General features: G+C 66.4%; 22 protein-coding genes. 8 read left to right on the forward strand and 14 right to left on the reverse strand.

Annotated elements, in window-relative coordinates; translation table 11 throughout:
* The 11 genes from ACMGEZ_RS10945 to ACMGEZ_RS10995 all read right to left on the reverse strand — a co-directional run bounded on the left by ACMGEZ_RS10945 (window position 1) and on the right by ACMGEZ_RS10995 (window position 11,790).
* Window positions 1-1,425: an enolase C-terminal domain-like protein gene (locus ACMGEZ_RS10945; protein WP_436822296.1), complete on the reverse strand. Its 1,425-nt coding sequence runs from the start codon at window positions 1,423-1,425 to the stop codon at window positions 1-3.
* Window positions 1,418-2,266 (reverse strand): sugar phosphate isomerase/epimerase family protein, encoded by an 849-nt coding sequence (locus ACMGEZ_RS10950; protein ID WP_436822297.1) that lies wholly within the window; start codon window positions 2,264-2,266, stop codon window positions 1,418-1,420. Before ACMGEZ_RS10950 ends, ACMGEZ_RS10945 begins: the two co-directional genes overlap by 8 nt.
* A gap of 12 nt (window positions 2,267-2,278) precedes the next feature.
* On the reverse strand, window positions 2,279-3,805 hold the full coding sequence (locus tag ACMGEZ_RS10955) for a tripartite tricarboxylate transporter permease (protein ID WP_436822298.1): 1,527 nt from the start codon (window positions 3,803-3,805) through the stop codon (window positions 2,279-2,281).
* Between the two features lie 15 nt (window positions 3,806-3,820).
* Complete coding sequence (locus ACMGEZ_RS10960) at window positions 3,821-4,396, reverse strand: tripartite tricarboxylate transporter TctB family protein (RefSeq protein WP_436822299.1); 576 nt, start codon at window positions 4,394-4,396, stop codon at window positions 3,821-3,823.
* Window positions 4,393-5,403 (reverse strand): Bug family tripartite tricarboxylate transporter substrate binding protein, encoded by a 1,011-nt coding sequence (locus ACMGEZ_RS10965; RefSeq protein ID WP_436822300.1) that lies wholly within the window; start codon window positions 5,401-5,403, stop codon window positions 4,393-4,395. The genes ACMGEZ_RS10960 and ACMGEZ_RS10965 overlap by 4 nt, the downstream gene beginning before the upstream one ends.
* A gap of 45 nt (window positions 5,404-5,448) precedes the next feature.
* Window positions 5,449-6,516, reverse strand: a complete 1,068-nt coding sequence (locus tag ACMGEZ_RS10970; RefSeq protein ID WP_436822301.1) for a dihydrodipicolinate synthase family protein — start codon at window positions 6,514-6,516, stop codon at window positions 5,449-5,451.
* 3 nt (window positions 6,517-6,519) lie between these two features.
* A complete protein-coding gene (locus tag ACMGEZ_RS10975) occupies window positions 6,520-7,542 on the reverse strand; it encodes an NAD-dependent epimerase/dehydratase family protein (protein ID WP_436822302.1) in 1,023 nt (340 codons plus the stop codon).
* A 25-nt stretch (window positions 7,543-7,567) separates the two neighbouring features.
* A complete protein-coding gene (locus ACMGEZ_RS10980; RefSeq protein ID WP_436822303.1) occupies window positions 7,568-8,824 on the reverse strand; it encodes a dihydrodipicolinate synthase family protein in 1,257 nt (418 codons plus the stop codon).
* A gap of 7 nt (window positions 8,825-8,831) precedes the next feature.
* Window positions 8,832-9,995: a Gfo/Idh/MocA family protein gene (locus tag ACMGEZ_RS10985; protein ID WP_436822304.1), complete on the reverse strand. Its 1,164-nt coding sequence runs from the start codon at window positions 9,993-9,995 to the stop codon at window positions 8,832-8,834.
* A gap of 54 nt (window positions 9,996-10,049) precedes the next feature.
* A complete protein-coding gene (locus ACMGEZ_RS10990; protein WP_436822305.1) occupies window positions 10,050-11,024 on the reverse strand; it encodes a Bug family tripartite tricarboxylate transporter substrate binding protein in 975 nt (324 codons plus the stop codon).
* Window positions 11,025-11,142: 118 nt separating this feature from the next.
* Window positions 11,143-11,790 (reverse strand): TetR/AcrR family transcriptional regulator, encoded by a 648-nt coding sequence (locus tag ACMGEZ_RS10995; RefSeq protein ID WP_436822306.1) that lies wholly within the window; start codon window positions 11,788-11,790, stop codon window positions 11,143-11,145.
* 99 nt (window positions 11,791-11,889) lie between these two features.
* Here ACMGEZ_RS10995 and ACMGEZ_RS11000 point away from each other — a divergent pair, with 99 nt between their 5' ends.
* Window positions 11,890-13,614: a thiamine pyrophosphate-binding protein gene (locus ACMGEZ_RS11000; protein WP_436822307.1), complete on the forward strand. Its 1,725-nt coding sequence runs from the start codon at window positions 11,890-11,892 to the stop codon at window positions 13,612-13,614.
* An 82-nt stretch (window positions 13,615-13,696) separates the two neighbouring features.
* On the opposite strand, the gene ACMGEZ_RS11005 is transcribed toward ACMGEZ_RS11000, so the two are convergent.
* Together ACMGEZ_RS11005 and ACMGEZ_RS11010 are read right to left on the reverse strand one after the other, a co-directional pair.
* A complete protein-coding gene (locus ACMGEZ_RS11005; RefSeq protein WP_068675343.1) occupies window positions 13,697-14,113 on the reverse strand; it encodes an SWIB/MDM2 domain-containing protein in 417 nt (138 codons plus the stop codon).
* Window positions 14,114-14,306: 193 nt separating this feature from the next.
* Complete coding sequence (locus ACMGEZ_RS11010; protein ID WP_436822308.1) at window positions 14,307-15,233, reverse strand: DMT family transporter; 927 nt, start codon at window positions 15,231-15,233, stop codon at window positions 14,307-14,309.
* A gap of 36 nt (window positions 15,234-15,269) precedes the next feature.
* On the opposite strand from ACMGEZ_RS11010, the gene ACMGEZ_RS11015 reads away from it, so the two are divergent.
* Both ACMGEZ_RS11015 and aceA read left to right on the forward strand, forming a co-directional pair.
* A complete protein-coding gene (locus ACMGEZ_RS11015; RefSeq protein WP_436822309.1) occupies window positions 15,270-15,677 on the forward strand; it encodes a gamma-glutamylcyclotransferase family protein in 408 nt (135 codons plus the stop codon).
* Between the two features lie 216 nt (window positions 15,678-15,893).
* A complete protein-coding gene (gene aceA / locus ACMGEZ_RS11020; protein ID WP_436822310.1) occupies window positions 15,894-17,213 on the forward strand; it encodes an isocitrate lyase in 1,320 nt (439 codons plus the stop codon).
* A 58-nt stretch (window positions 17,214-17,271) separates the two neighbouring features.
* On the opposite strand, the gene ACMGEZ_RS11025 is transcribed toward aceA, so the two are convergent.
* Window positions 17,272-18,234 carry a GlxA family transcriptional regulator gene (locus ACMGEZ_RS11025; protein WP_436822311.1) on the reverse strand — a complete coding sequence of 321 codons (963 nt, stop codon included), beginning with the start codon at window positions 18,232-18,234 and terminating at the stop codon, window positions 17,272-17,274.
* A 114-nt stretch (window positions 18,235-18,348) separates the two neighbouring features.
* On the opposite strand from ACMGEZ_RS11025, the gene ACMGEZ_RS11030 reads away from it, so the two are divergent.
* From ACMGEZ_RS11030 to rplT, 5 genes are all read left to right on the forward strand, one after another.
* Window positions 18,349-18,660 carry a putative quinol monooxygenase gene (locus tag ACMGEZ_RS11030; RefSeq protein WP_436822312.1) on the forward strand — a complete coding sequence of 104 codons (312 nt, stop codon included), beginning with the start codon at window positions 18,349-18,351 and terminating at the stop codon, window positions 18,658-18,660.
* 218 nt (window positions 18,661-18,878) lie between these two features.
* The gene (thrS, locus tag ACMGEZ_RS11035) at window positions 18,879-20,786 is read left to right on the forward strand and encodes a threonine--tRNA ligase (protein ID WP_436822313.1); all 1,908 of its coding nucleotides are present in this window, start codon (window positions 18,879-18,881) and stop codon (window positions 20,784-20,786) included.
* Window positions 20,787-20,893: 107 nt separating this feature from the next.
* The gene (gene infC / locus ACMGEZ_RS11040; RefSeq protein WP_436822570.1) at window positions 20,894-21,499 is read left to right on the forward strand and encodes a translation initiation factor IF-3; all 606 of its coding nucleotides are present in this window, start codon (window positions 20,894-20,896) and stop codon (window positions 21,497-21,499) included.
* A gap of 152 nt (window positions 21,500-21,651) precedes the next feature.
* Window positions 21,652-21,855 (forward strand): 50S ribosomal protein L35, encoded by a 204-nt coding sequence (gene rpmI / locus ACMGEZ_RS11045; RefSeq protein ID WP_028253491.1) that lies wholly within the window; start codon window positions 21,652-21,654, stop codon window positions 21,853-21,855.
* Between the two features lie 23 nt (window positions 21,856-21,878).
* Window positions 21,879-22,238 carry a 50S ribosomal protein L20 gene (gene rplT, locus ACMGEZ_RS11050; RefSeq protein ID WP_028253492.1) on the forward strand — a complete coding sequence of 120 codons (360 nt, stop codon included), beginning with the start codon at window positions 21,879-21,881 and terminating at the stop codon, window positions 22,236-22,238.
* Window positions 22,239-22,296 lie beyond the last annotated feature (58 nt).

Below are 22,296 nucleotides of genomic sequence, written 5' to 3' on the forward strand. Positions count from 1 at the left end.
TCAGCAAGCCATCGGCTGCATCGCATCGAAGTCGGGCATGGCCGCGCTCGCGAAGCCGGTGCAATCCAGCGAGCCGAGCTTGATGCGCCCGTCGCGGATGCGCAGGCGCACCGCGCCGTGCGAACGCTCGTAGAGATCGCCGTGCGCCTCGAGGAAGGCCTGTTGCTCGGCGAGTGGCAGCGCGGCCATGCCATTGACGTAGTGATGGCCGTTGCGCTCGACGTGCGTGATGCCCAGCAGGCTGACCAGCGCCAGGTCCTGCTGCACGGCCAGGCCGGCCTGCGTGGTCAGGTCTTCGGCCGACATGAAGTAGTGAGTCTGCGACTGCTCTGAATTCCACTTCGCGCAGCGCGCCGCGTTGAGCAGCGACTTGTAGAAGCCCTTGCAGGTCTTCGAGGAGACGCCGGCGTAGCCGCATGCGCGCGCCTGCACGAAGCTGTCGAGCTCGCCATCCGACTCGTCGATGATCACCGGCTTGCCGATGCTCGCGCTGCGCACGTCGCGGAGGTCGCGCTCGAGCGCAAAACTGCGGGCGATGGGCTGCTCGACGAAGAGGATCGAAGCGTAGAGGCGAGCGAGCGCCGGCGTTTCGCGCACGCGCGCCATCAGCTCCGCGATACCCGCGGCATCGGCGTACTGCTCGTTGCCGTCGAGCGAGGCGAAGTAGGGCTCGCCCATGCGGTCCAGCACGTCCTCGACGGCGCCGAGGCGATCCAGGTCGGATGCGATGTCGCCCCCCACCTTCAGCTTGAAGTAGCGGTGGCCGTAAACGCGCACCACCTCCTCCAGCGTCTCGGGCAGGCCGTCGGCCACTGGATGCTTCAGGTCGGCCGCGGTGATCGCATCGAGCATGCCGACGGTGTGGCGCGCCTCGATGCTCCCGGCGGGAGCCATGCTCGCCAGGAAGGCGTCGATGCCCAGTCCATCGAACTCGGGCCGGCCCGGCCCGATGCCCGCGACGTTGCTGCGCACGGCAGCGTAGAAGGATGCCTGCAGGCCGCGGCACAGCGCATCGAGGATTGCCCGGTCGAGCAGCGCGGGCCCGTAGCTCGCCAGCAGGGCGTTGAAGCCGAGCGATGCGGCGGCCACGCGGTGCGCATCATGGTGCCGCGCGAAGTGGCCGAAGGCGGTCGCGAGCGCGGCGTCGCTCAGGTAGGCCTCGCGCGCGAGTGTGGTGACGCGGCGCAGCTGGTCGAAGTTGTCCTCGTTGCCGAGCGCGAGGTTCTTGTCGAACCACTTGGGCGCCATCAGCTCCGCGGCGGCGCCCCAGGCGCTGGATCCGTCGGCGAACTCGATGCGAACGCGCGCGAAAGCCTGCGGGCATTCGGTCAGCGTGACCACTCCGAAGCGAAAGGGCAGGCGCAGCACCACGGGCCGCTCGAACAGGGCGACCTCGCGGACGGCGAAGCGCGGTGCGTCATGCATGTGCCGAGGCCTCCTCGAGCCCGCGCAGGTAGCCGATGGCGCGCGCCGCCGAGCCCATGCCGTCCGGCACATAGTCGAAGGGCTCCACCGCGACGATGCCCTGGTAGTGCCCGGCTGACCTCATCTCTTGAAGCGCCGCGAGGATGGGGGCGAAGCGCATGCCGCCCTGGCCGGGGCCGCGGCGGTTCGGGTCGTTGACCTGGACATGGGCAATGTGGCCGGTGGGCATCCATCGGCGCATCAGCGCTGGAATGTCTTCGCGCTCCACCTGGCCCGCGGCGCTGCAGTCGATCATGGTCCTGAAGGCGGGAGAACCGATGGCCTGCACCAGTTCGACCGCCTCTTCCACCGTGTTGAGGAGGTCGGTCTCGGCGGTGGAGAGCGGCTCGATGCAATAGACAACGCCGCATTGTTCCGCAGTCCTTGCGGCGGCAGCCAGGCATTCGTGCGCGCGCTCCAGCGCTGCCGCACGCGTCTCGCCCGGCGGCACCGAGCGCTGCTTCGGCGAGCCGTGTACCAGGTAGCGCCCGCCCATCAGCGCACAGAGCTCGACCAGGCGCTGCATCACGGCGGTGCTGCGCCGCCGCAGGGCGGTGTCGGGGCTCACGATCGAGAGGCCGGCCGGCGCCACCAGGAGCCAGTGCAGGCCGCTGATCTCCAGGCCGTGTTCGCGTGCCACGCGGCCGAACTCGCGCGCCTGCGCGTCGCCGAGGCTCATCGGATCGGCCGCGAGCGTGAAGGGCGCCACCTCGAGCCCGTCGTAGCCCAGCGCGGCCGCGACACGGCATTGCTCGGGGAAGGGCAGTTCCTTCAGCACTTCGTTGCAGAGCGCGAACTTCATGGGCCGGCGTCCTCAGGCACTGCGCTGGAACATGAAGCGCTTGGCCTCGCTCCAGGCCCGGCGCACGCGCACATTCACGGCCGGGATGTACATCAGCATCGTGAGGATGGTGACCGCTGCGAGCACCGCGCAGATCGGCCGCGTGAAGAAGGGGGCGAGGCTGCCATCGGACAGCACCAACCCGCGGCGCAGGCTCTTGTCCAGCAGGTCGCCCAGCACGAGCCCGAGCACGAAGGGTGCCATCTCGTAGCCGCGGCGGCGCAGGAAGAACGCCCCGACGCCTACCGCGAGCATCGCGTACACGTCGAAAAGGCGTGATGCGATGGCGTACGCGCCCACCGTGCACAGCACGAAGATGATGGGCATGAGGACGGAGCGCCTCACGCGCAGAACAAGCATCAGCGGTCGCACCAGGAACAGGCCGAAGAAAAGAATGCTGAAGGTGGCCAGCGTGGTCATTGCCACGACGTCGTAGATGAAATGCGGCGTCTTGATCATGAGCATCGGTCCCGGCTGGATACCGTGGATGATCATGGCAGCCATCAGCACCGCCGAGGGGGCCGAGCCAGGGATGCCGAGCGCCAGCGCCGGGATGATGCCGCCGGGAATGGCCGACATGTCGCCGGTCTCTGCCGCCATCAAGCCGTCGATCGAGCCCTTTCCGAACTGCTCGCGCTCGGGGCTCGCCGCCTTGGCGGCCGCGTAGGACATCCAGGCGCCGGAGTCCTCGCCGATGCCCGGCAGGATGCCTGTCACCACGCCGATCACGCCAGAGCGCAGGACGGTGCGCCAGTATCTGAAGACTTCCCGGAATCGAGGCAGTACGGAATCGCGCAAGTTGATGATCTTGCGCTCGATGGGGTCGGCCAGCGAGGTCAGCACCTCGGCGAAGCCGAAGGCGCCGATCAGCGCGGGGATCAGCGCGATGCCGCCGGAGAGTTCGTCCCATCCGAAGGTGAAGCGGTCGTACGCATAGAGGCCTTCCTGGCCGATCTGTGCAACCAGCAGCCCGAGGCAGCCCATGAGCCAGCCCTTGAGCGGGTCCTGGCCGACGATGCTGCCCGACATGGCGACGCCGAAGAGCGCGAGCCAGAAGAACTCGAAGGCGCCGAAGGACAGCGCGATCTCCGCCAGTGCCGGCGTGAACATGGCGAGGCACAGCACGCCGAACAGCGTGCCCGTGAATGCACCCGAAGTCGCGATGCCGATGGCGCGGCCAGCTTCGCCCTTGCGCGCAAGCGCAAAGCCGTCTGCGCAGGACGCCGCATTGGCAGCCGTGCCCGGGATGTTGAGGAGAATGGCGGTGCGGCTGCCGCCATAGATGGTTCCGACATAGGCGCAGATCAGGATCAGGATGGCATCGTTGGGCGACAGCTTGATCGTCAGCGTGGTCAGCAATGCAATGCACAGCGTGGCCGACAGGCCGGGCAGCACGCCGACGATGATGCCCAGCAGGGCCCCGCCCAATCCGTAGGCGAGTGACCAGACATTCAGGAAGCCGAGGTACGACTCCCCCAGCATCCTCAGGCCATCGAACATGCGTTCTCCCGTGGTTCAGGGCAGGTGCACCAGGAACAGTTCCTGGAACACGAAAGTCACGATGAACCCGGTCCCCAGTCCCACCGCCAGCGCGAACGCCAGCCCCCGCAGGCGCTGGTTCCTTGCGCTGCGTTCGGCGAACTGCAGGACAGCGATCGAGACAGTGACGAAGACAGCCGTGGCAAGCCAGAAGGCGAGGCCGCGGCCGACGAGGCCGGCAGCGAAGCCGACGCACAGCGCGAGCACGGTTGCAATGCGCCGGAACTCCGCCCGGTCGCTTCCGTCGAGCGCGCCCGGGACTCGCGGCGAGGCGGCAAGGCGGCGCCAGGAGCGGTAAGCCAGAAGGAGCCCGAACAATGCGACTGCTGCGCCCAGGCAGCCGGGCAGCAGGCCCGGCACCGTGTAGGGGTTGATGTCCTGCTGTTCGAGGCGGTCCATGCGCAGCGAGCCGACGATCGTGGCGATGCCGAGCGCGACCCAGCCAAGCGCCTGCCGCAGGTCCGAGCGCGGCGAAGTCCTGCGCGCCATCGCTGCCGCATCGGCCTGTGCCTCCGCCGCATCGTGGTCGCCATCGGGCGCTTCGCTCGTCATGGCCGCGCGATGCCCAGCGTTTCCGGCGAGACCTTGGCTTTGCCGCTATCGAAAAGCAGCCATGCGTTGGCCTGGATGGCCGGCGTCACCGCGGTCTGAGCTTCGGCGCCGTACAGCGGCGCGAACAGGGCGCCGCGGCTGGTGGCGTACTTCTTCAGCACCTCGCTCTTGGCGATGTTGTCGACCCAGATCTTCTCCACCGTCTTCACCACCTCGTCGGGCACGCCCTTGGGAATGAAGATGCCGAAGTAGTTGGCCGGTGCCTTGAAGCCCGGCAACGTCTTCGACAGCGGCTCGATGGTGCCGAAGCCTTCCAGCTCCAGCGCCTTGTCGCTTACCGTGGCCAGCGGGCGGATGCGCTTGCCGCGGATCATGTCGGCCTGCTCGACGGCGAGCTGCGTGGTGACCTCGGTCTCCCCGGCCACGGTGGCGACCACGGCCGGGTTGCCGCCGTCGTAGGTCACGTGCCGGTACTTGACGCCGGTGCTCTTGGCGATCAGTTCCATCGCGTTGTGGCCGGCCGAGGTCACGCCGGCGGTTGCGACGCTGATCTGGCCGGGCTTGGCCTTCATCGCGTCCAGCAGCTCCTTGGCATTCTTGTAGGGCGCAGCCGCATTGACGCCGATGACCTGCACGTTGGCGACGTTGAGGAACAGGTGCCAGTCGCCGATCTTGGTCTTGAGCATGCCCAGCGTCTCGTAGGAACCGAGGTCCTGCGCGGCGCCGGCGGTCCAGGTGTAGCCGTCCTTGGGTGCGTCGAGCGCGCTCTTGCTGCCGATGGAGCCCGAGGCGCCGGGCTGGTTGACGATCACCACCTTCTGCCCCAATGTCTTCTCGATCTCCGCAGCAGTCACGCGCGTCACCTGGTCGGTGGAGCCGCCTGCCGCCCAGGGCACGATGATGGTGACGGGGCGCGAAGGCTTCCATTCCTGCGCGAGGGCGGGCGCGCCCAGCGCGGCGAGGGTGGCAGCAAGGGCGATGCTTCGGATCAGGTGGCGCTTCTGCATGGTGTCTCCTTGTGATGCGTCGGACTGGGAAACAGGCCCCTGGTGCTAGCCGAGCCAGCGTGGGAGATGGGTGGCGACGAAGGCGTCGTCGTGAAGTTCAGGGTAGGCGTCGTGCACCCGCGTGAGCTCGTCGGCCTGGCCCGGGCTGAGGCCCTCGTGCGGGTCCAGGCACCACGTGCCGTCCAGCAGCCCCTGGCGCCGCAGCACCTCGTGGCAGCCGGCGATGCAGCCGTGGAAGTCGTGCGCGACGTCGAAGAGGGCCGCATTGCAGTCGGTGACCTGCGCATCGAGGGCCAGGAGCTCCTTCGGCACCCTGTCGGTGGCAACGGCCTCGTGGATGCGCGCGAGCAGCTGCACCGCGCGCCGCGTGCCCACGCTCCAGTGGCCCAGCAGGCCGCCCTTGATGCGAACGGTGACGGGCAAGCCCTCGCGCATGAGGACGAAGGGCGTCAGCAGGTCCAGCACGATATGGTCGTCGTTGCCCGTGTAGAGCGTCACGCGGCTCTCGGCACCGGCCTCGACCACGCCGCGGACCACGTCCAGCGTGCGGTAGCGGTTGAAGGGCGCGATCTTGATCGCGATCACGTTGTCGATGCTTGCGAAGCGGCGCCAGAAGCTGGCCGGCAGGTGGAGGCCGCCGACGGCAGGCTGCAGGTAGAAGCCCACCAGCGGCATCACCTCGGCGACGGCGGCGCAGTGGTCGATGAGTGCATCCTCGCTCGCACCCTTCATCGCGGCCAGGCTCAGCAGGCCGGCGTGGTAGCCCAGCCTCTGCGCGGTCGCGGCTTCGGCCCGGGCCTGGGCGGTCGGGCCGGCCAGGCCGGCAATCATGAAGAGGGGCCGGCGCCCGTCCAGCGGCTCCCAGGTCAGGGCCTCGTGCATGGCGAGCTCGAGCACGGGCGCGTAGAGGCCGGCCTCGCGAATCGCGAACTGGGTCGAATGCACGCCGACGGCCATCCCGCCCGCGCCGGCATCGAGGTAGTAGCGGCTCAGCGCGCGCTGGCGGCGCTCGTCCAGGCGCCGGTTGGCGTCGAGCGCGAGCAGGTGCGCGGGAATCGCCGCGCCGCGGCGCAGCAAGGCGAGCGAGGCGGGCGGAATTTCGGAGTAGCGCATGGCTCAGTACTTGCCGTCGCGGGCTTCGAAGTGGGTGGGCTTGTTCAGGCTGGCCATGCCGCGCCGTACCCAGTCGGCCGTCCAGTCCAGCATGCGGGCGAGCGTGACCTGTTGCGGACCGAAAAGTTGGAAGGCACGGGTGCAGTCGATCAGCCAGGCCGTGTCGGCCTCGCGGCCAGTGAAGACCGCTTCGACGCCGAGGCGCTGCGCCAGCCCCTGTGCTGCCTCCCGGATGGCGATGGCCGGGCCGCTGAGATTGAGCGGCGAGGTCGGCGTGTCGCAGTGCGCGAGCGCACGCAGCGTCCAGTCGTTGGCCTCGCCCTGCCAGATGATGTTGGCGTGGCCCATCGTGAGGTCGATGGGCTCGCGCGCGACCAGCTTCTGGGCGAGGTCGTGCAGCACGCCGTAGCGCATGTCGATCGCGTAAGAGAGCCGGATCAGCCGGCCGGGCGTCTGGTACAGGTGCGAGAAGTGCTCGAACAAGCGCTCGCGCGCGACGCAGGAGTTCGCGTACTCGCCCGGCGGCGGCGTGGGCGGCACCTCTTCGCGGGCGCCCGGGCCGCGCACATCGGCAAAGGGATACACGCAGGCGGTGGAGAAGGCCACGATGCGCGAGCGGCGAAAGCGCTCGGCCACCAGCGCCGGCACGTGGGCGTTCATCGCCCAGGTCAGCCATTCGCTGCCGGAGGAACCGAACTTGCGCCCGGCCATGAAGACGACGTTGGCCGCATCGGGCAGGCTGGCCAGCGCTTCGCGCGACAGCAGGTCGGCCTCGATGCAGTCGATGCCCTGCGCTTGCAGGCGCTCGCGCAGGCCCGGCTCGGAAAAGCGCGCCACGCCGATCACGCGCCGCCCGGGGCTCGCGCGCCTGGCCATGCGCGCCAGCGTAGGGCCCATCTTGCCGCCTACGCCGAGCACCAGGATGTCACCATCGACCCGTTCCAGGGTCTGCACCAGCGCATCGGAGGGCCGGGACAGCAGTTCCTCGAGCTGTTCGAGGTCTTCGATGCGATCGGGCAACTGCATGGTGCGATTCCCCTGGGTCTGGGCTTCAGTCCTCGACGCCGTGCAAGGCCAGCAGCGTTTTCATGCGCGCGACCGCGAGCTCGGGTTGGTCCAGCAGATGGGCCGCGTCAGCCAGCCGGAACAGCTCGGCCAGGTGCTGCAGCGAGCGCGTGCTCTGCTGCCCACCCACCATCGTGAAATGCTTCTGGTGGCCGTTGAGCCAGGCCATGAAGACCACGCCCGTCTTGTAGAAGCGCGTGGGCGCCGCGAAGATGTGGCGCGACAGCGGCACCGTGGGGCCGAGGATGGCGTGGAATTTCTCGGTGTTGCCCAGGGCCAGCTCGCCCAGCGCGGCGCTGGCTGCCGGCGCGATGGCGTCGAAGATGCCCAGCAGCGCGTCGCTCTTGCCGTGCGTCGGCTCGCTGCCATGCCCGTCGCCGGCGATCAGCTCGGCATAGTTGAAGTCGTCGCCGGTGTACATGCGCACGCCGGCCGGCAGCCGGCGGCGCATCGCGATTTCCTTGTCCTTGTCCAGCAGCGAGATCTTGATGCCGTCCACCTTGTGAGGGTGGGCCGCGATGATGCCCAGGGCGGTGTCCATGGCGGCGTCGACATCCGCCGTGCCCCAGTAGCCGGCCAGCGCAGGATCGAACATGTCGCCCAGCCAATGCAGGATCACGGGCTGCCTTGCCTGCGTCAGGATCCGGTCGTAGACGCGCTCGTAGTCGGCCGGGCTTCTTGCCACATGGGCCAGTGCGCGGCTGGCCATCACGATCAGCTTGCCGCCCAGCGCCTCGATGGCCGCCATCTGCTCCTCGTAGGCGCGGATCACGTCGTCGACGCTCTTCACGTCGCTCAGGCTCAGGTGGTCGGTGCCGCAGCCGGAAGCGACCAGCGCGCCGGGCACGTCCTTGGCTGCGTCGAGCGAGCGGCGGATCAGCTCCAGCGAGGTCGGCCAGTCCAGGCCCATGCCGCGCTGCGCCGTGTCCATCGCCTCGGCAACGCCCAGCCCGAGCGACCAGAGATGGCGGCGGTAGGCGATGGTGGTGTCCCAATCGATGGCGCATTGCAGCCACGGGTCGATCGCGGCCAACGGGTCGGCCACGACGTGCGCGGCCGAGTAGGCGATGCGGTTGAACGAGGCGGCGCTGGGCCGCCTCAAGCCGCCGGAGCCGCCCTCAGGGGGCAGCGAAGCGTGGGGGTCGATATTTCCGCCCGGCGGCGGCTTGAGCGGCGTCGTGCCGCGCAGCGTGTAGGGGGCGAGCGTGCCGCCGGCGACGGGGAGGGTCAGCGAGAGAGCCATCGGCACCTCAGATGTTGAGTTCCGGCACGTCGATCCAGCGGCGGTCCTGCCACGATTCGAGCGCGGCTTCGACCAGCTGCACGCCCTTGGCACCCTCGGGCAGCGTCCACTTGTACGGCGCGTTCTCGACCACATGGCGAATGAAGTGCTCCCACTGGATCTTGAAGCCGTTGTCGTAGACCTGCGAATCCGGGATCTCCTGCCACTGGTCGAAGAAGTTCATCGTCTGCTTCTCGTCCGGGTTCCACACCGGCCGCGGCGTGGCGACGCGCGACTGCGCCCGGCAGGACGACAGGCCCGCGACCGCGGAGCCGTCGGTGCCGTCCACGTGGAAGGTCACGAGGTCGTCGCGCCGCACCCGCGTGGCCCAGCTCATGTTGAGCTGCGCGATCACCGGCTCGCCGGCGTGGCCGCGCAGTTCGCAGGTCGCGTAGGCCGCATCGTCCGCCGTGGCTTCGTAGGGCTGGCCGCTTTCGTCCCAGCGCTTCGGGATGTGCGTCGCGCCGATGCACGACACCGATTGCACTTCGCCGAACAGGTTGTCCAGCACATAGCGCCAGTGGCACATCATGTCCAGGATCATGCCGCCGCCGTCTTCCTTGCGGTAGTTCCACGAGGGGCGCTGAATGGGCTGCAGGTCGCCCTCGAACACCCAGTAGCCGAACTCCAGGCGCACCGACAGCATGCGGCCGAAGAAGCCGGCGCGGCGCAGCATGTCGAGCTTGCGCAAGCCGGGCAGGAACAGCTTGTCCTGCACTGCGCCGTGCTTGAGGCCCGAGCCCTGGGCCAGGCGCGCGATCTCGACCGCCTCGTTGAGGTTGGTCGCGATCGGCTTTTCGCAGTAGACGTGCTTGCCGGCGCGGATGGCCTTGGCCAGCAGGGTCGGACGCATCTGGGTGGTGCCGGCGTCGAAGAAGATGACGTCGTCCTTGTTCTCCAGCGCACGGTCGAGGTCGGTGCCCCAGCGCTCGATGCCGTGCGCCTTGGCCAGGGCCTCGATCTTCTCGGCATTGCGGCCGATCAGGATCGGGTCGGGCATCACGCGGTCGCCATTGGAAAGGGTGACGCCGCCCTGCGCGCGGATGGCGCAGATGGAGCGGATGAGATGCTGGTTCATGCCCATGCGTCCGGTGACGCCGTGCATGATGAGTCCGAGTCGTTGGGTAGCCATGTCAGAAGGTCTGCCGAATGAAGAAGGGGGTCGAGGGAAATGCGTGGGAGGTCGTCACTGGGGCGTCAGGCCGGCGGCCTTCACCAGCTTGGCGTTGCTGGCGATCTCTTCCTTGATGTAGGCGTCGAACTGCTCGGGCTTGAGCGTCCAGGCATCGGCGCCCAGCTTGAGGAAGCGTTCCTTGACCTCGGGGCTGGCGAGTGCCTTCACGACTTCGTCGTGGAGGCGATTGACGATGTCGCGCGGCGTCTTGGCGGGGGCCATCATCCCGATCCAGAAGTTGAACTCCGAACCGGGCACGCCGGCCTCGGCGGTGGTGGGCACGTCGGGCAGGGCGGCGGCGCGCTTGGGCGAGCCCACGGCAAGCGCCAGCAGCTGGCCGTCCTTGATCTGGCCGATCACCGGGGCGATGGGCGAGAAGTAGTAGTCGACCCGGCCGGCCAGCACTTCGGTCACGGCTTCGGCCGAGCCCTTGAAGGGGATGTTGGTGGCCTCGATGTTGGCGGCCATCTTGAACTTCTCGGCGTTCAGGTGCGTGGCGCTGCCCTGGCCGGCGGAGGCGAAGTTGATGCTGCCGGGCTTGGCCTTGGCGGCGGCCACCAGATCCTTGAGCGTCTTGATGTTCTTCGAGGGCGAGATCACCAGTGCGTTGGACAGGGTCGCGATCGGCGTGATGCCGACGAAGTCGCCCACGGTGTCGAAGGGCAGCTTGGCGAAGGTCGAAGGGCTGACCGTGTGCGAGGACGAGTGGATCATGATCGTGTAGCCGTCCGGCGCCGCCGTGGCCACGGCCTGCTGGCCGATGGTGCCGCTGGCGCCACCGCGGTTGTCGATCACCAGTGTCTGGCCCATGCTGGCGCCCATCTTGTCGGCGATGGCGCGGGCAATGATGTCGGTGGTGCTACCGGCGGCGAAGGGCACGATCACGCGGATCGGCTTGTTCGGGTAGGCGCCCTGGGCGGCCGCGCCAAGCGCGGTGCAAAGGGCCAGCGTGGCGACGAGGGCATGGCGGCGGGTGGTGAGCGGCACGGTGTCTCCTGGTTGGACTGGGCGTTTTGGCCCGACTTCAATTCACCAATAAGTGAATTAGAGATTTTAGGAAGCCCCGTGCGAGCCTGCAACGGCCCGGTCCTAGGAGATACCCTTATCAGTGCAGGACGTAGCCCAGCACGAGGTCGGTCATGTGCGACAGGCGCTGTGCCATCGCCTTGGGTGCGCGCAGGTCGCGGCCGAAGATGGCCGACAGCGTGTCGTTGTTCGACAGGTAGAAGTAGCAGAGCGCGGCGATCGAGATGTAGAGCTGCACCGGATCGATGCCGGCGCGGAAGAGCTTCTCGCGCCGGCCGCGCTCGAGCACGCCGTCGAGCAACTGGACCAGCGGTGAATTCATGTCCTGGATGCGCCCGGAGCGCTTGAGGTGCGCGGCACGATGCAGGTTCTCGCTGTTGAGCAGCGTGATGAACTCGGGGTGGTCGAGGTAGTAGTGCCAGGTGAAGGAGACCAGGCGCCGGATCGCTTCCACCGGCTCGACCTCGTCCAGGTGCAACTGCTGCTCGGCATCGCGGATGTCGGCATAGGTGCGCTCGAGCACGGCCAGGAAAAGGTCGTCCTTGCTGCCGAAGTAGTAGTAGATCAGGCGCTTGTTGAGCCCTGCGCGCGCGGCGATGCTGTCCATGCGTGCGCCGGCCAGGCCGCGCTGCGCGAACTCGTCGCGGGCCGAGTCGAGGATCGCGAGCTGCGATCGATCGGCATCGCGCGAGCGGGGTTCGATGGGCGCAATCGGCGGCGTCTTCATGGGGTGCAATGTAACCAGTTGGGGAATTAAGGCAAGCGTTCGTGCGGTGTGCGGATAATGGCCGCTTCCTTCGATATTGCAGCAGAGAGGCGCCCGTTCATGAGTTCGTCGCAACCCGCAGGCCATCTGATCGTCGAGTGCCTGATCGAGCAAGGCGTGGAGCTTGCGTTCGGTGTGCCGGGCGAAAGCTTCCTGGCCGTGCTCGACGGCTTTCACACCTATGCCGAGCGCATCCGCTTCGTCGTCAACCGCCAGGAGGGCGGGGCCGCCTTCATGGCCGAGGCGCACGGCAAGCTGACGGACCGGCCGGGCATCTGCTTCGTGACGCGCGGCCCGGGGGCGACCAATGCATCGATCGGCGTGCACAACGCCTTCCAGGACTCGACGCCGATGGTGCTCTTCGTCGGCGATGTCGGCAGCGACTTCCGCGACCGCGAGGCCTTCCAGGAGGTCGACTACTGCAGCTTCTTCGGCCCCAGCACCAAGGGCTTCGCCAAGCGCGTGGAGCGCATCGACGATGCCGACCGCATTCCCGAGTACGTCGCGCGGGCCTTCGCGACCGCGATGAACGGTCGCCCGGGCCCCGTCGTGCTGGTGCTGCCCGAAGACATGCTGCGCAGCATGACCTCGGCGCGGCCGCTGGCGCGCGTCGAGGCAGTTCAGCCCTGGAGCGACCCGGGCGCGCTGCGGACCCTGCGCGAGCTGCTGGTGAAGGCGCAGCGCCCGCTGGTGATCGCCGGCGGCGGCGGCTGGACCGTGCAGGCGGCGCAGGCGCTGCAGCGCTTTGCCGAGAGCTGGAAGCTGCCGGTGGCCAACGCTTTCCGCTTCCAGGACACCTTCGACAACCATCACCCGCTCTATGCCGGCGACGTGGGCATCGCGATCAGTCCCAAGCTGGCCGAGCATGTGAAGCACAGCGACCTCGTGCTGGCCATCGGGCCGCGGCTGGGCGAGATGACGACGGGCGGCTACACGCTGCTGGAGGCGCCCCGGCCGGCCCAGACGCTGGTTCACATCCATGCGAGTGCCGAGGAGCTCAACCGCGTCTACCAGGCCGACCTCGCCATCAACGCCGGCATGAGCGCGGCGGCGCGCAGCCTCGAGGTGCTGAGTCCCCCTGCCGAAGTGCCGTGGGAGCCGTGGGCCGCGCAATTGCATGCCGACTACCTCGCCTACCTGGAGCCGCAGGCGCTTGCCGGACTGCCGGCCGAGTCGCCGCGCGGCGCGGTCGATCTGGCGGCAGTGGTTCGCACCCTGCAGCAGCACCTGCCCGCGGACGCGGCCATCACCAACGGGGCGGGCAACTTCGCCAGCTGGGTGCACCGGTACTTCCGCTACCACGGCCTCGCCAAGGGGCACAAGACGCAGTTGGCGCCGACCAGCGGTGCCATGGGTTACGGCGTGCCGGCGGGCATTGCGGCGAACATCGCGACCGGCCGTGTCGCCTTCACCATCGCGGGCGATGGAGACTTCCTGATGAACGGGCAAGAGCTCGCCACGGCCTCGCAGCATGGCGGCAAGAGCATCATCGTGCTGCTCAACAACGGCATGTTCGGCACCATCCGCATGCATCAGGAGCGCGAGTACCCGGCCAAGGTGAGCGGCACGGCGCTGGCCAACCCGGACTTCTGCGCACTGGCGAGCGCCTATGGCTACATGGCCGAGCGTGTCACCGAGACCGCGCAGTTCGAGGCCGCGCTGCTGCGTGCGCTGGCGGCCGACAGGGGTACGCTGATCGAGATCCCGCTGGACCCGGAGGTGATCACCACGCGCGGCACGCTGTCGGTCATCACCAAGGCAGCGCAGGCGCGCGGCGCCCACTGAGCCGCTGCAAGCGCTGGCGTCCGCAAGAAAAAAGCCGGCTTGCGCCGGCTTTTTTATTGAAGCGCCTGAGGCGCTCCGGGGCTCACTTCACGTGCTTGCCGATCAGCGAGGCCAGCTCGAACATCGACACTTGCGGCTTGCCGAAGATTTCCTTCAGCTTGGCGTCGGCGTTGATGTTGCGCTTGTTGGCCTTGTCCTGCAGGTTGTTCTTCTTGATGTAGTCCCACAGCTTGCTCACGACGGCGGTGCGCGGCAGAGGCGTCGAACCCACGACGGCGGCGAGCGCCGGGCTGGGGGTCAGGGCCTTCATGAACGCGGCGTTGGGCGTGCGCTTCTTGGCGGGAGCCTTCTTCGCAGCAGCCTTCTTGGCGGGAGCAGCCTTCTTGGCAGGTGCCGCCTTCTTCGCCGGAGCAGCCTTCTTGGCCGGTGCGGCCTTCTTCGCAGGAGCAGCCTTCTTTGCAGGCGCTTTCTTGGCCGGAGCCTTCTTTGCAGTTGCCATGGTTGATTTCCTTTTTGGATTGGTCACTTTTCACCAATGAAAACGGTGTCTCCACTGGCACTGCGGATGCTAAAGGAGAAAAAACGCGTTTCCAAGGGAAAAAGGGACTTTTTCATTGGGAGCTGTTGTTTTTTCAGAGGAGAGAAGGCAGTGCTTCGCACTCTGGAGCGCCTTCGGGCCATGCGCCCGTGCTTCAGGCGCGGCGCGAAGGCCAGGTCGCGAGCACGACGCCAAGCAGCGCAAACGCGAAGGCACACACCTGCAGCAGCGACAGGGTCTCGCCGAGCACGAGCACGCCGACCATCGCCGCGCTCACGGGCAGCATCACGGTGAACACGCCCGCCTGCGAGGCCGGCACCCCCTTGAGGCCCGTCATCCAGAGCCACACCGTCCAGATGCTGGCGGCGAGCGCATAGACCACGAGCAGAGCCCACAGGCCCGGCGGAACAGCGCCGAAGTCGAAGCGCAGTGCGAACCACAGGCCCAGCGGGGTCGAGAGCGCGAAGCCCCAGAGATTGATCAGGGAGGAAATGCGCTTGGGCCCGAGCTTGCCCGTGAGCGACTTGCCGATCACCGCGTAAGCCGCCTCGCAGAGCACCGCGCAGAACACCAGCAGGTTGCCGAGCCAGGGCATGGAGACCGCGGTGCTGCTGCCCGTGTGCGCGGAAGGCTGCGCGGGCGCGAGCGCGAGCAGGCCGATGCCGCCGGCCGCGCAGGCAATGGCGAGGGCTGTCCGCAGCGTGATGCTCTCGCGCAGGAAGACCCTGCTGCCGATTGCGACTACGGCGGGGATCGAGGCCATGATCACGCCAGCCGCAACCGCGCTGGTCAAGCTCACGCCGAAAAGCATGCAGATCGAGAACAGGAAATTGCCGAGGAAGGACTCGAGGAAGACCAGGCCGCGCGTGCGCGCCGTCATCGCCGGCTCGTCGGGCGGGCGGCGCAGCCAGTGCGGCATCGCGAGCGCTGCGATGCCGAAGCGAAGCCAGGCCAGCAGGAATACCGGGAAGGCGACGACCAGCGGCTTGGAGAGAGCGACGTAGCTGCCGACCAGCGACATGCTGAGGGCCAGGCACCCGTAGGCGACGAGGCGGCCGGGCGCGGGGAGGGCGGAGTTCAATAGACTGCGGCGTATTGCGAGGACGAGCCGATGATGATGCCCCAATCCCCCTCCGAGCCCCGCCATGTGTTCGTCTACGGCACCTTGCGGCGCGGCGGGCGCAACGACATTGCGCGCTTTCGGCCCGCCCCTCGCTTCGTGGCCGATGCGCGCATCCAAGGCACGCTGTACGACCTGGGCAGCTATCCGGGCGCTGTGCTCGGCGGCAGCGGCGTGCTGGTCGGCGAGGTCTACGCCATTGCGCCGGCGGTGGAGGCCCAACTCGACGGGCTCGAAGAGGTGCGGCCCGACGGCAGCGGCGAGTACATCAAGCGCGAGGTGCGGGTGCTGGTGGGGACAAACGAGGTCCTTTGCCTGGTCTACGAGATCCATCCGGACCGTATCGCAGGCCGTGGCGTGATCGCATCGGGCAACTGGTTCGATCGGGCGGTCCCGTTTTCGTGAGTGAAGAGATCTTGCGCATTGCGAAACTGCAGCATGCTGCGTTGCAATATTTTTTCTCAATACGAGAAAGAACGTTCCGCATTGAGAAATTTACATCTAATTCGTTGATTTTATTGAGAAAAAAATATGTCTTCTATAAGACATAAGACAGGAGGCTGTGACGTAAAGTTGCCCCAAGGCCGCAGTGCCCACCATCAATCAACCCTTGGAGTGACCATGCCTCAAAACATCACCGAACAACTGAGCCGCGAACAGCAGATCGCCGCCCTCGAAAAAGAGTGGGCGACCAATCCGCGCTGGAAGGGCATCAAGCGCGGGTACAGCGCTGCCGACGTGGTGCGCCTGCGCGGCTCCTTCCCGATCGAGTACACGATCGCGCGCCGCGGCGCCGAGAAGCTGTGGGACCTGGTGAACAACGAACCCTACGTCAACTGCCTGGGCGCGCTCACCGGTGGCCAGGCCATGCAGCAGGTCAAGGCCGGGATCAAGGCGATCTACTTGTCGGGCTGGCAAGTCGCGGCCGACAACAACAGCTACGCAGCCATGTACCCTGACCAGTCGCTCTACCCGGTGGACTCGGTGCCGACGGTCGTCGAGCGCATCAACAATACTTTCCGCCGCGCCGATGAAATCCAGTGGTCCAAGGGCACCAACCCGGGCGACAAGGGCTATGTGGACTACTTCGCGCCCATCGTGGCCGATGCCGAAGCGGGCTTCGGCGGCGTGCTCAACGGCTTCGAGCTGATGAAGGCCATGATCAAGGCCGGCGCCGGCGGCGTGCACTTCGAAGACCAGCTCGCCTCGGTCAAGAAGTGCGGCCACATGGGCGGCAAGGTGCTGGTGCCGACCACCGAGGCGGTGCAGAAGCTGATCGCCGCGCGCATGGCAGCCGATGTCTGTGGCACGCCGACGCTGGTGATCGCGCGCACCGACGCCGAAGCGGCCGACCTGCTGACCAGCGACTACGACGAGAACGACAAGCCCTTCCTCACCGGCGAGCGCACCGCCGAGGGCTTCTACAAGACGAAGAAGGGCATCGACCAGGCCATCTCGCGCGCCATTGCCTACGCCCACTACGCCGACCTGGTGTGGTGCGAAACCGGCACGCCGGACCTTGAGTTCGCGCGCAAGTTCGCCGAAGCCGTGCACAAGGTGCACCCGGGCAAGATGCTGGCCTACAACTGCTCGCCGTCCTTCAACTGGAAGAAGAATCTCGACGATGCCACCATCGCCAAGTTCCAGAGGGAGCTGGGCGCCATGGGCTACAAGTACCAGTTCATCACGCTGGCCGGCATCCATTCGATGTGGTTCAACATGTTCGATCTGGCGCAGGACTACGTGCAACGCGGCATGTCGGCCTATGTCGAGAAGGTGCAGGAGCCGGAGTTCGCCGCGCGCGATCGTGGCTATACCTTCGTGTCGCACCAGCAGGAAGTCGGCACCGGCTACTTTGACGAGGTGACCACCGTGATCCAGGGCGGCAAGTCGAGCGTCACGGCGCTCACCGGCTCGACCGAGGAAGAGCAATTCCACTGATATCCCGCTGTCACTGAGTTTGGTCCCCGCGCGAGCAATCCGCGGGGATTTTTTAATTTCAGTCGACCCTGCGCAGCTCGCGCACACCGCGGCCCAGCCGCTGCCGCAGCAGAGCCCGCAGCGTCACGCCCTCGGCGTAGCCGACCAGGCTGGCGATCTGTTCGAGGCTCTTGTCGCTTGTCTTCAGCAGGTGCACGGCGCGTTCCACGCGGAGGTCCTGGAAGTAGGACAGTGGCGTCTTGCCCAGCACCTGCTGCATGCGCCGCGCCAAGGTGCGCTTGCTGGTGCCGGCCGCCTCGGCAGCGGCGTCGAGGGAGAAGCCGGCAGCCAGCCGGCCGCGCGCCCAGCGCTCGAAGCGCTGGACCAGGGGGTCCGAGTGAGTGAGGTGATCGGTGATCACGTAGGCGGATTGCGAGGGACGCGAGTCGACGATCAGGTACTTGGCCACCGTGGCAGCGAGTTCGGGGCTGGCCTGGCGCACCAGCAGCAGCGCCATGTCGATGTGGCTCAGCGCGGCGCCGGCCGTGACGAAGGGGCCCGAGCTCACCAGCATCCTCGACTCATCGAGCTTCACAGCCGGATAGCGCTGGCGGAACAGTGAAGCCAGCCACCAGGTCGTGGTGGCCTGACGCTGGTCGAGCAGGCCCGACTCTGCCAGCACGAAAGTCCCGATGCAGGCGGCCGCAATGCGGACGCCTTGGTCGGCCTGGGCGCGCAGGGTGGCTGCGGCTTCCGCGACGTCGCGCCGCTGCAGTGCGGTCTGCAGGCCTTCGGGCATCTTCTCGCCGATGGCCGGCACGACGATCCAGTCGGGTCGGCCTGCATCGGGTGCGCAGACGATCGGCACGCGCAGGCGCTGCGAGGTGTGAACCCTTCTGCGAACGCCCGCGACTCGAAGCTCGAACGGCGGAATGTCGAGGCCCAGCATGCCGGCGAGCTCGTTGGCCGTGCTGAAGACGTCCTGCAGCGTGGCCAGGCCGGTGTCGAACACGCCGTCGAGCGCAAGCAGGTTGACCTTCATGGCAACAACAATAGCAAAGATGTCAAAAATGCCAATAGGTCGATTCCCGGCCGATGCCTAGAGTTGCGGCCATGGACGCGCAATCCCGCGCGGCCTGATTCACTGGAGATTCTCATGATCAAGTACGCACTGTTCGCCCGCCTCGAAGCCAGGCCGGGCAAGGAAGCCGAGGTGCAGCAGTTCCTGGAGGCGGGCCTGGCGATGGCGCGCAACGAAAAGACCACGCCGATCTGGTTCGCCCTGCGTCTGTCGCCAACCACCTTCGGCGTCTTCGATGCCTTCGAGGACGAGGCTGGCCGCCAGGCGCATTTGAACGGCCCGATCGCGCAGGCCCTTATGGCCAAGGCGACCGAGCTGTTCGCCGTGCCGCCGGCCATCGAGCCCATAGAGGTGCTGGGCCTCAAGAACGCCGCGCTCGCATCCTGAGCTCAGCCGCTAGAATTCCAAGCTTCTGTCAGAGCACAACAAGGGCGAGAAAGGCATCCTGGTTATGACACCGCGAACTACTCCGCAAGAAATGAGCGGCCTTTTCCTCGAAGGGGAAGGCCGGTAGGCCGCGCATGCTGGAGGTTTCCAGCGCCCTCACTCATAGCCCAAGCGCGGTCCGACGACCGCGCTTTTTGTTTTCTCGCCGAGGTTTTTTCATGATCCAGATCACGCTTCCCGACAACTCGCGCCGCGAGTTCCCCGGCCCGGTTTCGGTGGCCGACATTGCCAAGTCCATCGGCCCCGGCCTGGCGAAGATCACGGTGGCCGGCAAGGTCGACGGCCGGCTCGTCGATGCGAGCGACCTGATCGAGCAAGACGCCAAGCTGCAGATCATCACGCCCAAGGACGACGAAGGGCTGGAGATCATCCGCCACTCCACGGCGCATCTGGTCGGCCACGCCGTCAAGCAGCTCTTTCCGACTGCCAAGATGGTGATCGGTCCGGTGATCGAGGAGGGCTTCTACTACGACATCTCGTACGAGCGACCCTTCACGCCCCAGGATATGGAGGCGATCGAGGCGCGCATGCGCGAGCTGATCGCTCAGGACTACGACGTGGTCAAGAAGATGACCCCGCGCGACGAAGTCATCGAGGTATTCAAGTCCCGCGGCGAGGACTACAAGCTGCGACTGGTCGAAGACATGCCCGACGAGAAGGCGATGGGCCTGTATTACCACCAGGAATACGTCGACATGTGCCGCGGGCCGCATGTGCCTAACACGCGCTTCCTCAAGGTCTTCAAGCTCACGAAGCTGGCCGGCGCCTATTGGCGCGGCGATGCCCGCAATGAGCAATTGCAGCGTATCTACGGCACGGCATGGGCCGACAAGAAGCAGCTCGACGACTACATCCGGCGCATCGAAGAGGCCGAAAAGCGCGATCATCGGCGGCTCGGCAAGGAGCTGGACCTGTTCCACATCGATGAAGTGGCCCCGGGCGTGGTCTTCTGGCATCCCAAGGGGTGGGCCATTTGGCAGCAGGTCGAGCAGTACATGCGAAAGGTGTACCGCGACACGGGTTACCAGGAGGTCAAGGGACCGCAGATCCTCGACAAGAGCCTGTGGGAGAAGACGGGCCACTGGCAGAACTACCGCGAGAACATGTTCACGACAGAGTCGGAGAAGCGCGACTACGCGCTCAAGCCGATGAACTGCCCGGGCCATGTGTTGATCTTCAAGAGCGACCTGCGCAGCTACCGGGACCTGCCGATCCGATACGGCGAATTCGGCCAATGCCACCGCAACGAACCCTCGGGCGGGCTGCACGGCATCATGCGGGTGCGTGGCTTCACGCAGGACGACGGCCATATCTTCTGCACGGAAGACCATATCCTGGAGGAGTGCGTGGCCTACACGGGCCAACTGCTCAAGGTCTATGCCGATTTCGGCTTCAAGGACATCCTCTACAAGGTGGCGACGCGGCCCGACAACCGTATCGGCTCCGATGAGCTCTGGGACAAGGCCGAGAGCGCGCTGATGGAGGCGCTGCGCCGCTCGGGCGTGGAGTTCGTCATCTCGCCGGGCGAAGGCGCCTTCTATGGCCCCAAGATCGAGTACACGCTGCGCGACGCCATCGGCCGGCACTGGCAATGCGGGACGATGCAGGTGGACTTCAACATGGCCGAGCGCCTGGGTGCCGAGTACGTGACGGAGTCGAGCGGCAGGGCTCATCCCGTGATGCTGCATCGCGCCATCGTCGGCAGCCTGGAGCGCTTCATCGGCATGCTGATCGAACACCATTCAGGCGCGCTGCCTGCCTGGCTGGCACCGGTGCAGGTAGCGGTGCTCAACATCAGCGAAGGGCAGGCCGACTACGCATCTCAAGTTGCGAAAACGCTGCTAAATCAAGGGCTTAGAGTTTCGCTCGATCTGCACAACGAGAAGATTACGTATAAAATACGGAAGCATTCGTTGCAAAAGCTTCCCTACATCCTCGTCGTCGGCGACAAGGAAAAGGAAGCAGGTGCCGTCGCAGTGCGCGCCCGGGGCAATCTTGATCTCGGTGCCATGTCGGTGGAAGCGTTCTCCCAAAAGATCGCTCGCGACATCCAACACAAGCTTTGAATTTGAACCGGTTCAAAGGCTGATTTCGACCAATCAGGCTGCTTGTGGGCGTGGACTCGAAGGTGTTCGCTACAGTTTTTGTAGCAAATTGATTGAAGGATCCGACCATCGCTACTGCATTTCGCGACCGCCGCCACCGCGAGGAACGCCAACACCGCCTGAACCGGGAGATCATGGCCCCGGAAGTCCGCCTGATCGGGCCCGATAACGAGCCATTGGGTGTCGTGAGTCTTGCCGAGGCCCTGCGGCTGGCCGGCGAGCAAGACGTGGATCTGGTGGAAGTGGTCGCGGCGGCCAATCCGCCGGTCTGTCGCCTGATCGAGTACGGCAAGTTCAAGTACCACGAGCAGAAGAAGGCCGCCGAGGCGAAGTCCAAGCAGAAGGTCATCGAGGTCAAGGAAATCAAGTTCCGGCCCGGGACCGATGAAGGCGACTACAACATCAAGATGCGCAACATCCGGCGCTTTCTTGATGAAGGCGACAAATGCAAGATCACGCTGCGCTTCCGTGGCCGCGAGATCACGCACCAGGAGCTCGGTCTGGCGCTGCTGCAGCGCATTCGCGACGACCTCGGCGACACCATCGTGGTCGAGCAGTTCCCGAAGCTCGAGGGCCGGCAGATGATCATGATGATCGCGCCGGGTCGCAAGAAGGGTGGCGGTGGTGCAGCCAAGCCGGCCAACGAGCCGACAACCGCACCCGCAGCGGCTTGAGCTGCGGCGGTAGCAGAAGGTTTTGAAGGGATTTCGCCGCTGCCGGCGTCTTCGGGCGCAGGCAGGGGTGGGATGAAGAAGTGTCTCGGGGCCAACAAGACCGTGGGAATCATCCCCGGCGCCTCACGAGCACAAACGAAAGGAGCATTCACATGCCCAAAATGAAGACCAAGAGCAGCGCGAAAAAGCGTTTCCGCGTTCGTCCCGGTGGCACCGTCAAGCGCGGTCAAGCCTTCAAGCGTCACATCCTGACGAAGAAGACCACCAAGAACAAGCGTCACCTGCGTGGTGCAACGGCAGTGCATGAGACCAACATGGTCTCGATGGCCGCCATGTTGCCCGGCAGCGGCATCTAACACGACGAACAAGGAGTACACACATGCCTCGCGTCAAACGTGGTGTCACGGCCCGCGCCCGCCACAAGAAGGTTCTCGCACTTGCCAAGGGTTTCCGCGGTCGTCGCGGCAACGTCTTCCGCATCGCCAAACAGGCGGTGATGAAGGCGGGCCAATACGCCTACCGTGACCGCCGTACCAAGAAGCGCGTGTTCCGCCAACTGTGGATCGCCCGTATCAATGCCGCTTCCCGTGAGCTGGGCCTGACCTACAGCCAGTTCGCCAACGGCATCCGCAAGGCCGGTATCGAGATCGACCGCAAGGTCCTGGCCGATATCGCCGTGCACGACAAGGCCGCTTTTGCCGGCATCGTGGAGCAGGTCAAGGCCAAGCTGGCTGCTTGATCTCGCAAGCAGGTTGCCGCTCCTCGAGAGGCGGCCTGCGCCCACGGCACAAGGGCTG

The sequence above is a fragment of the Variovorax stachyos genome (assembly GCF_051400855.1).
Taxonomy (GTDB): Bacteria; Pseudomonadota; Gammaproteobacteria; order Burkholderiales; family Burkholderiaceae_C; genus Variovorax.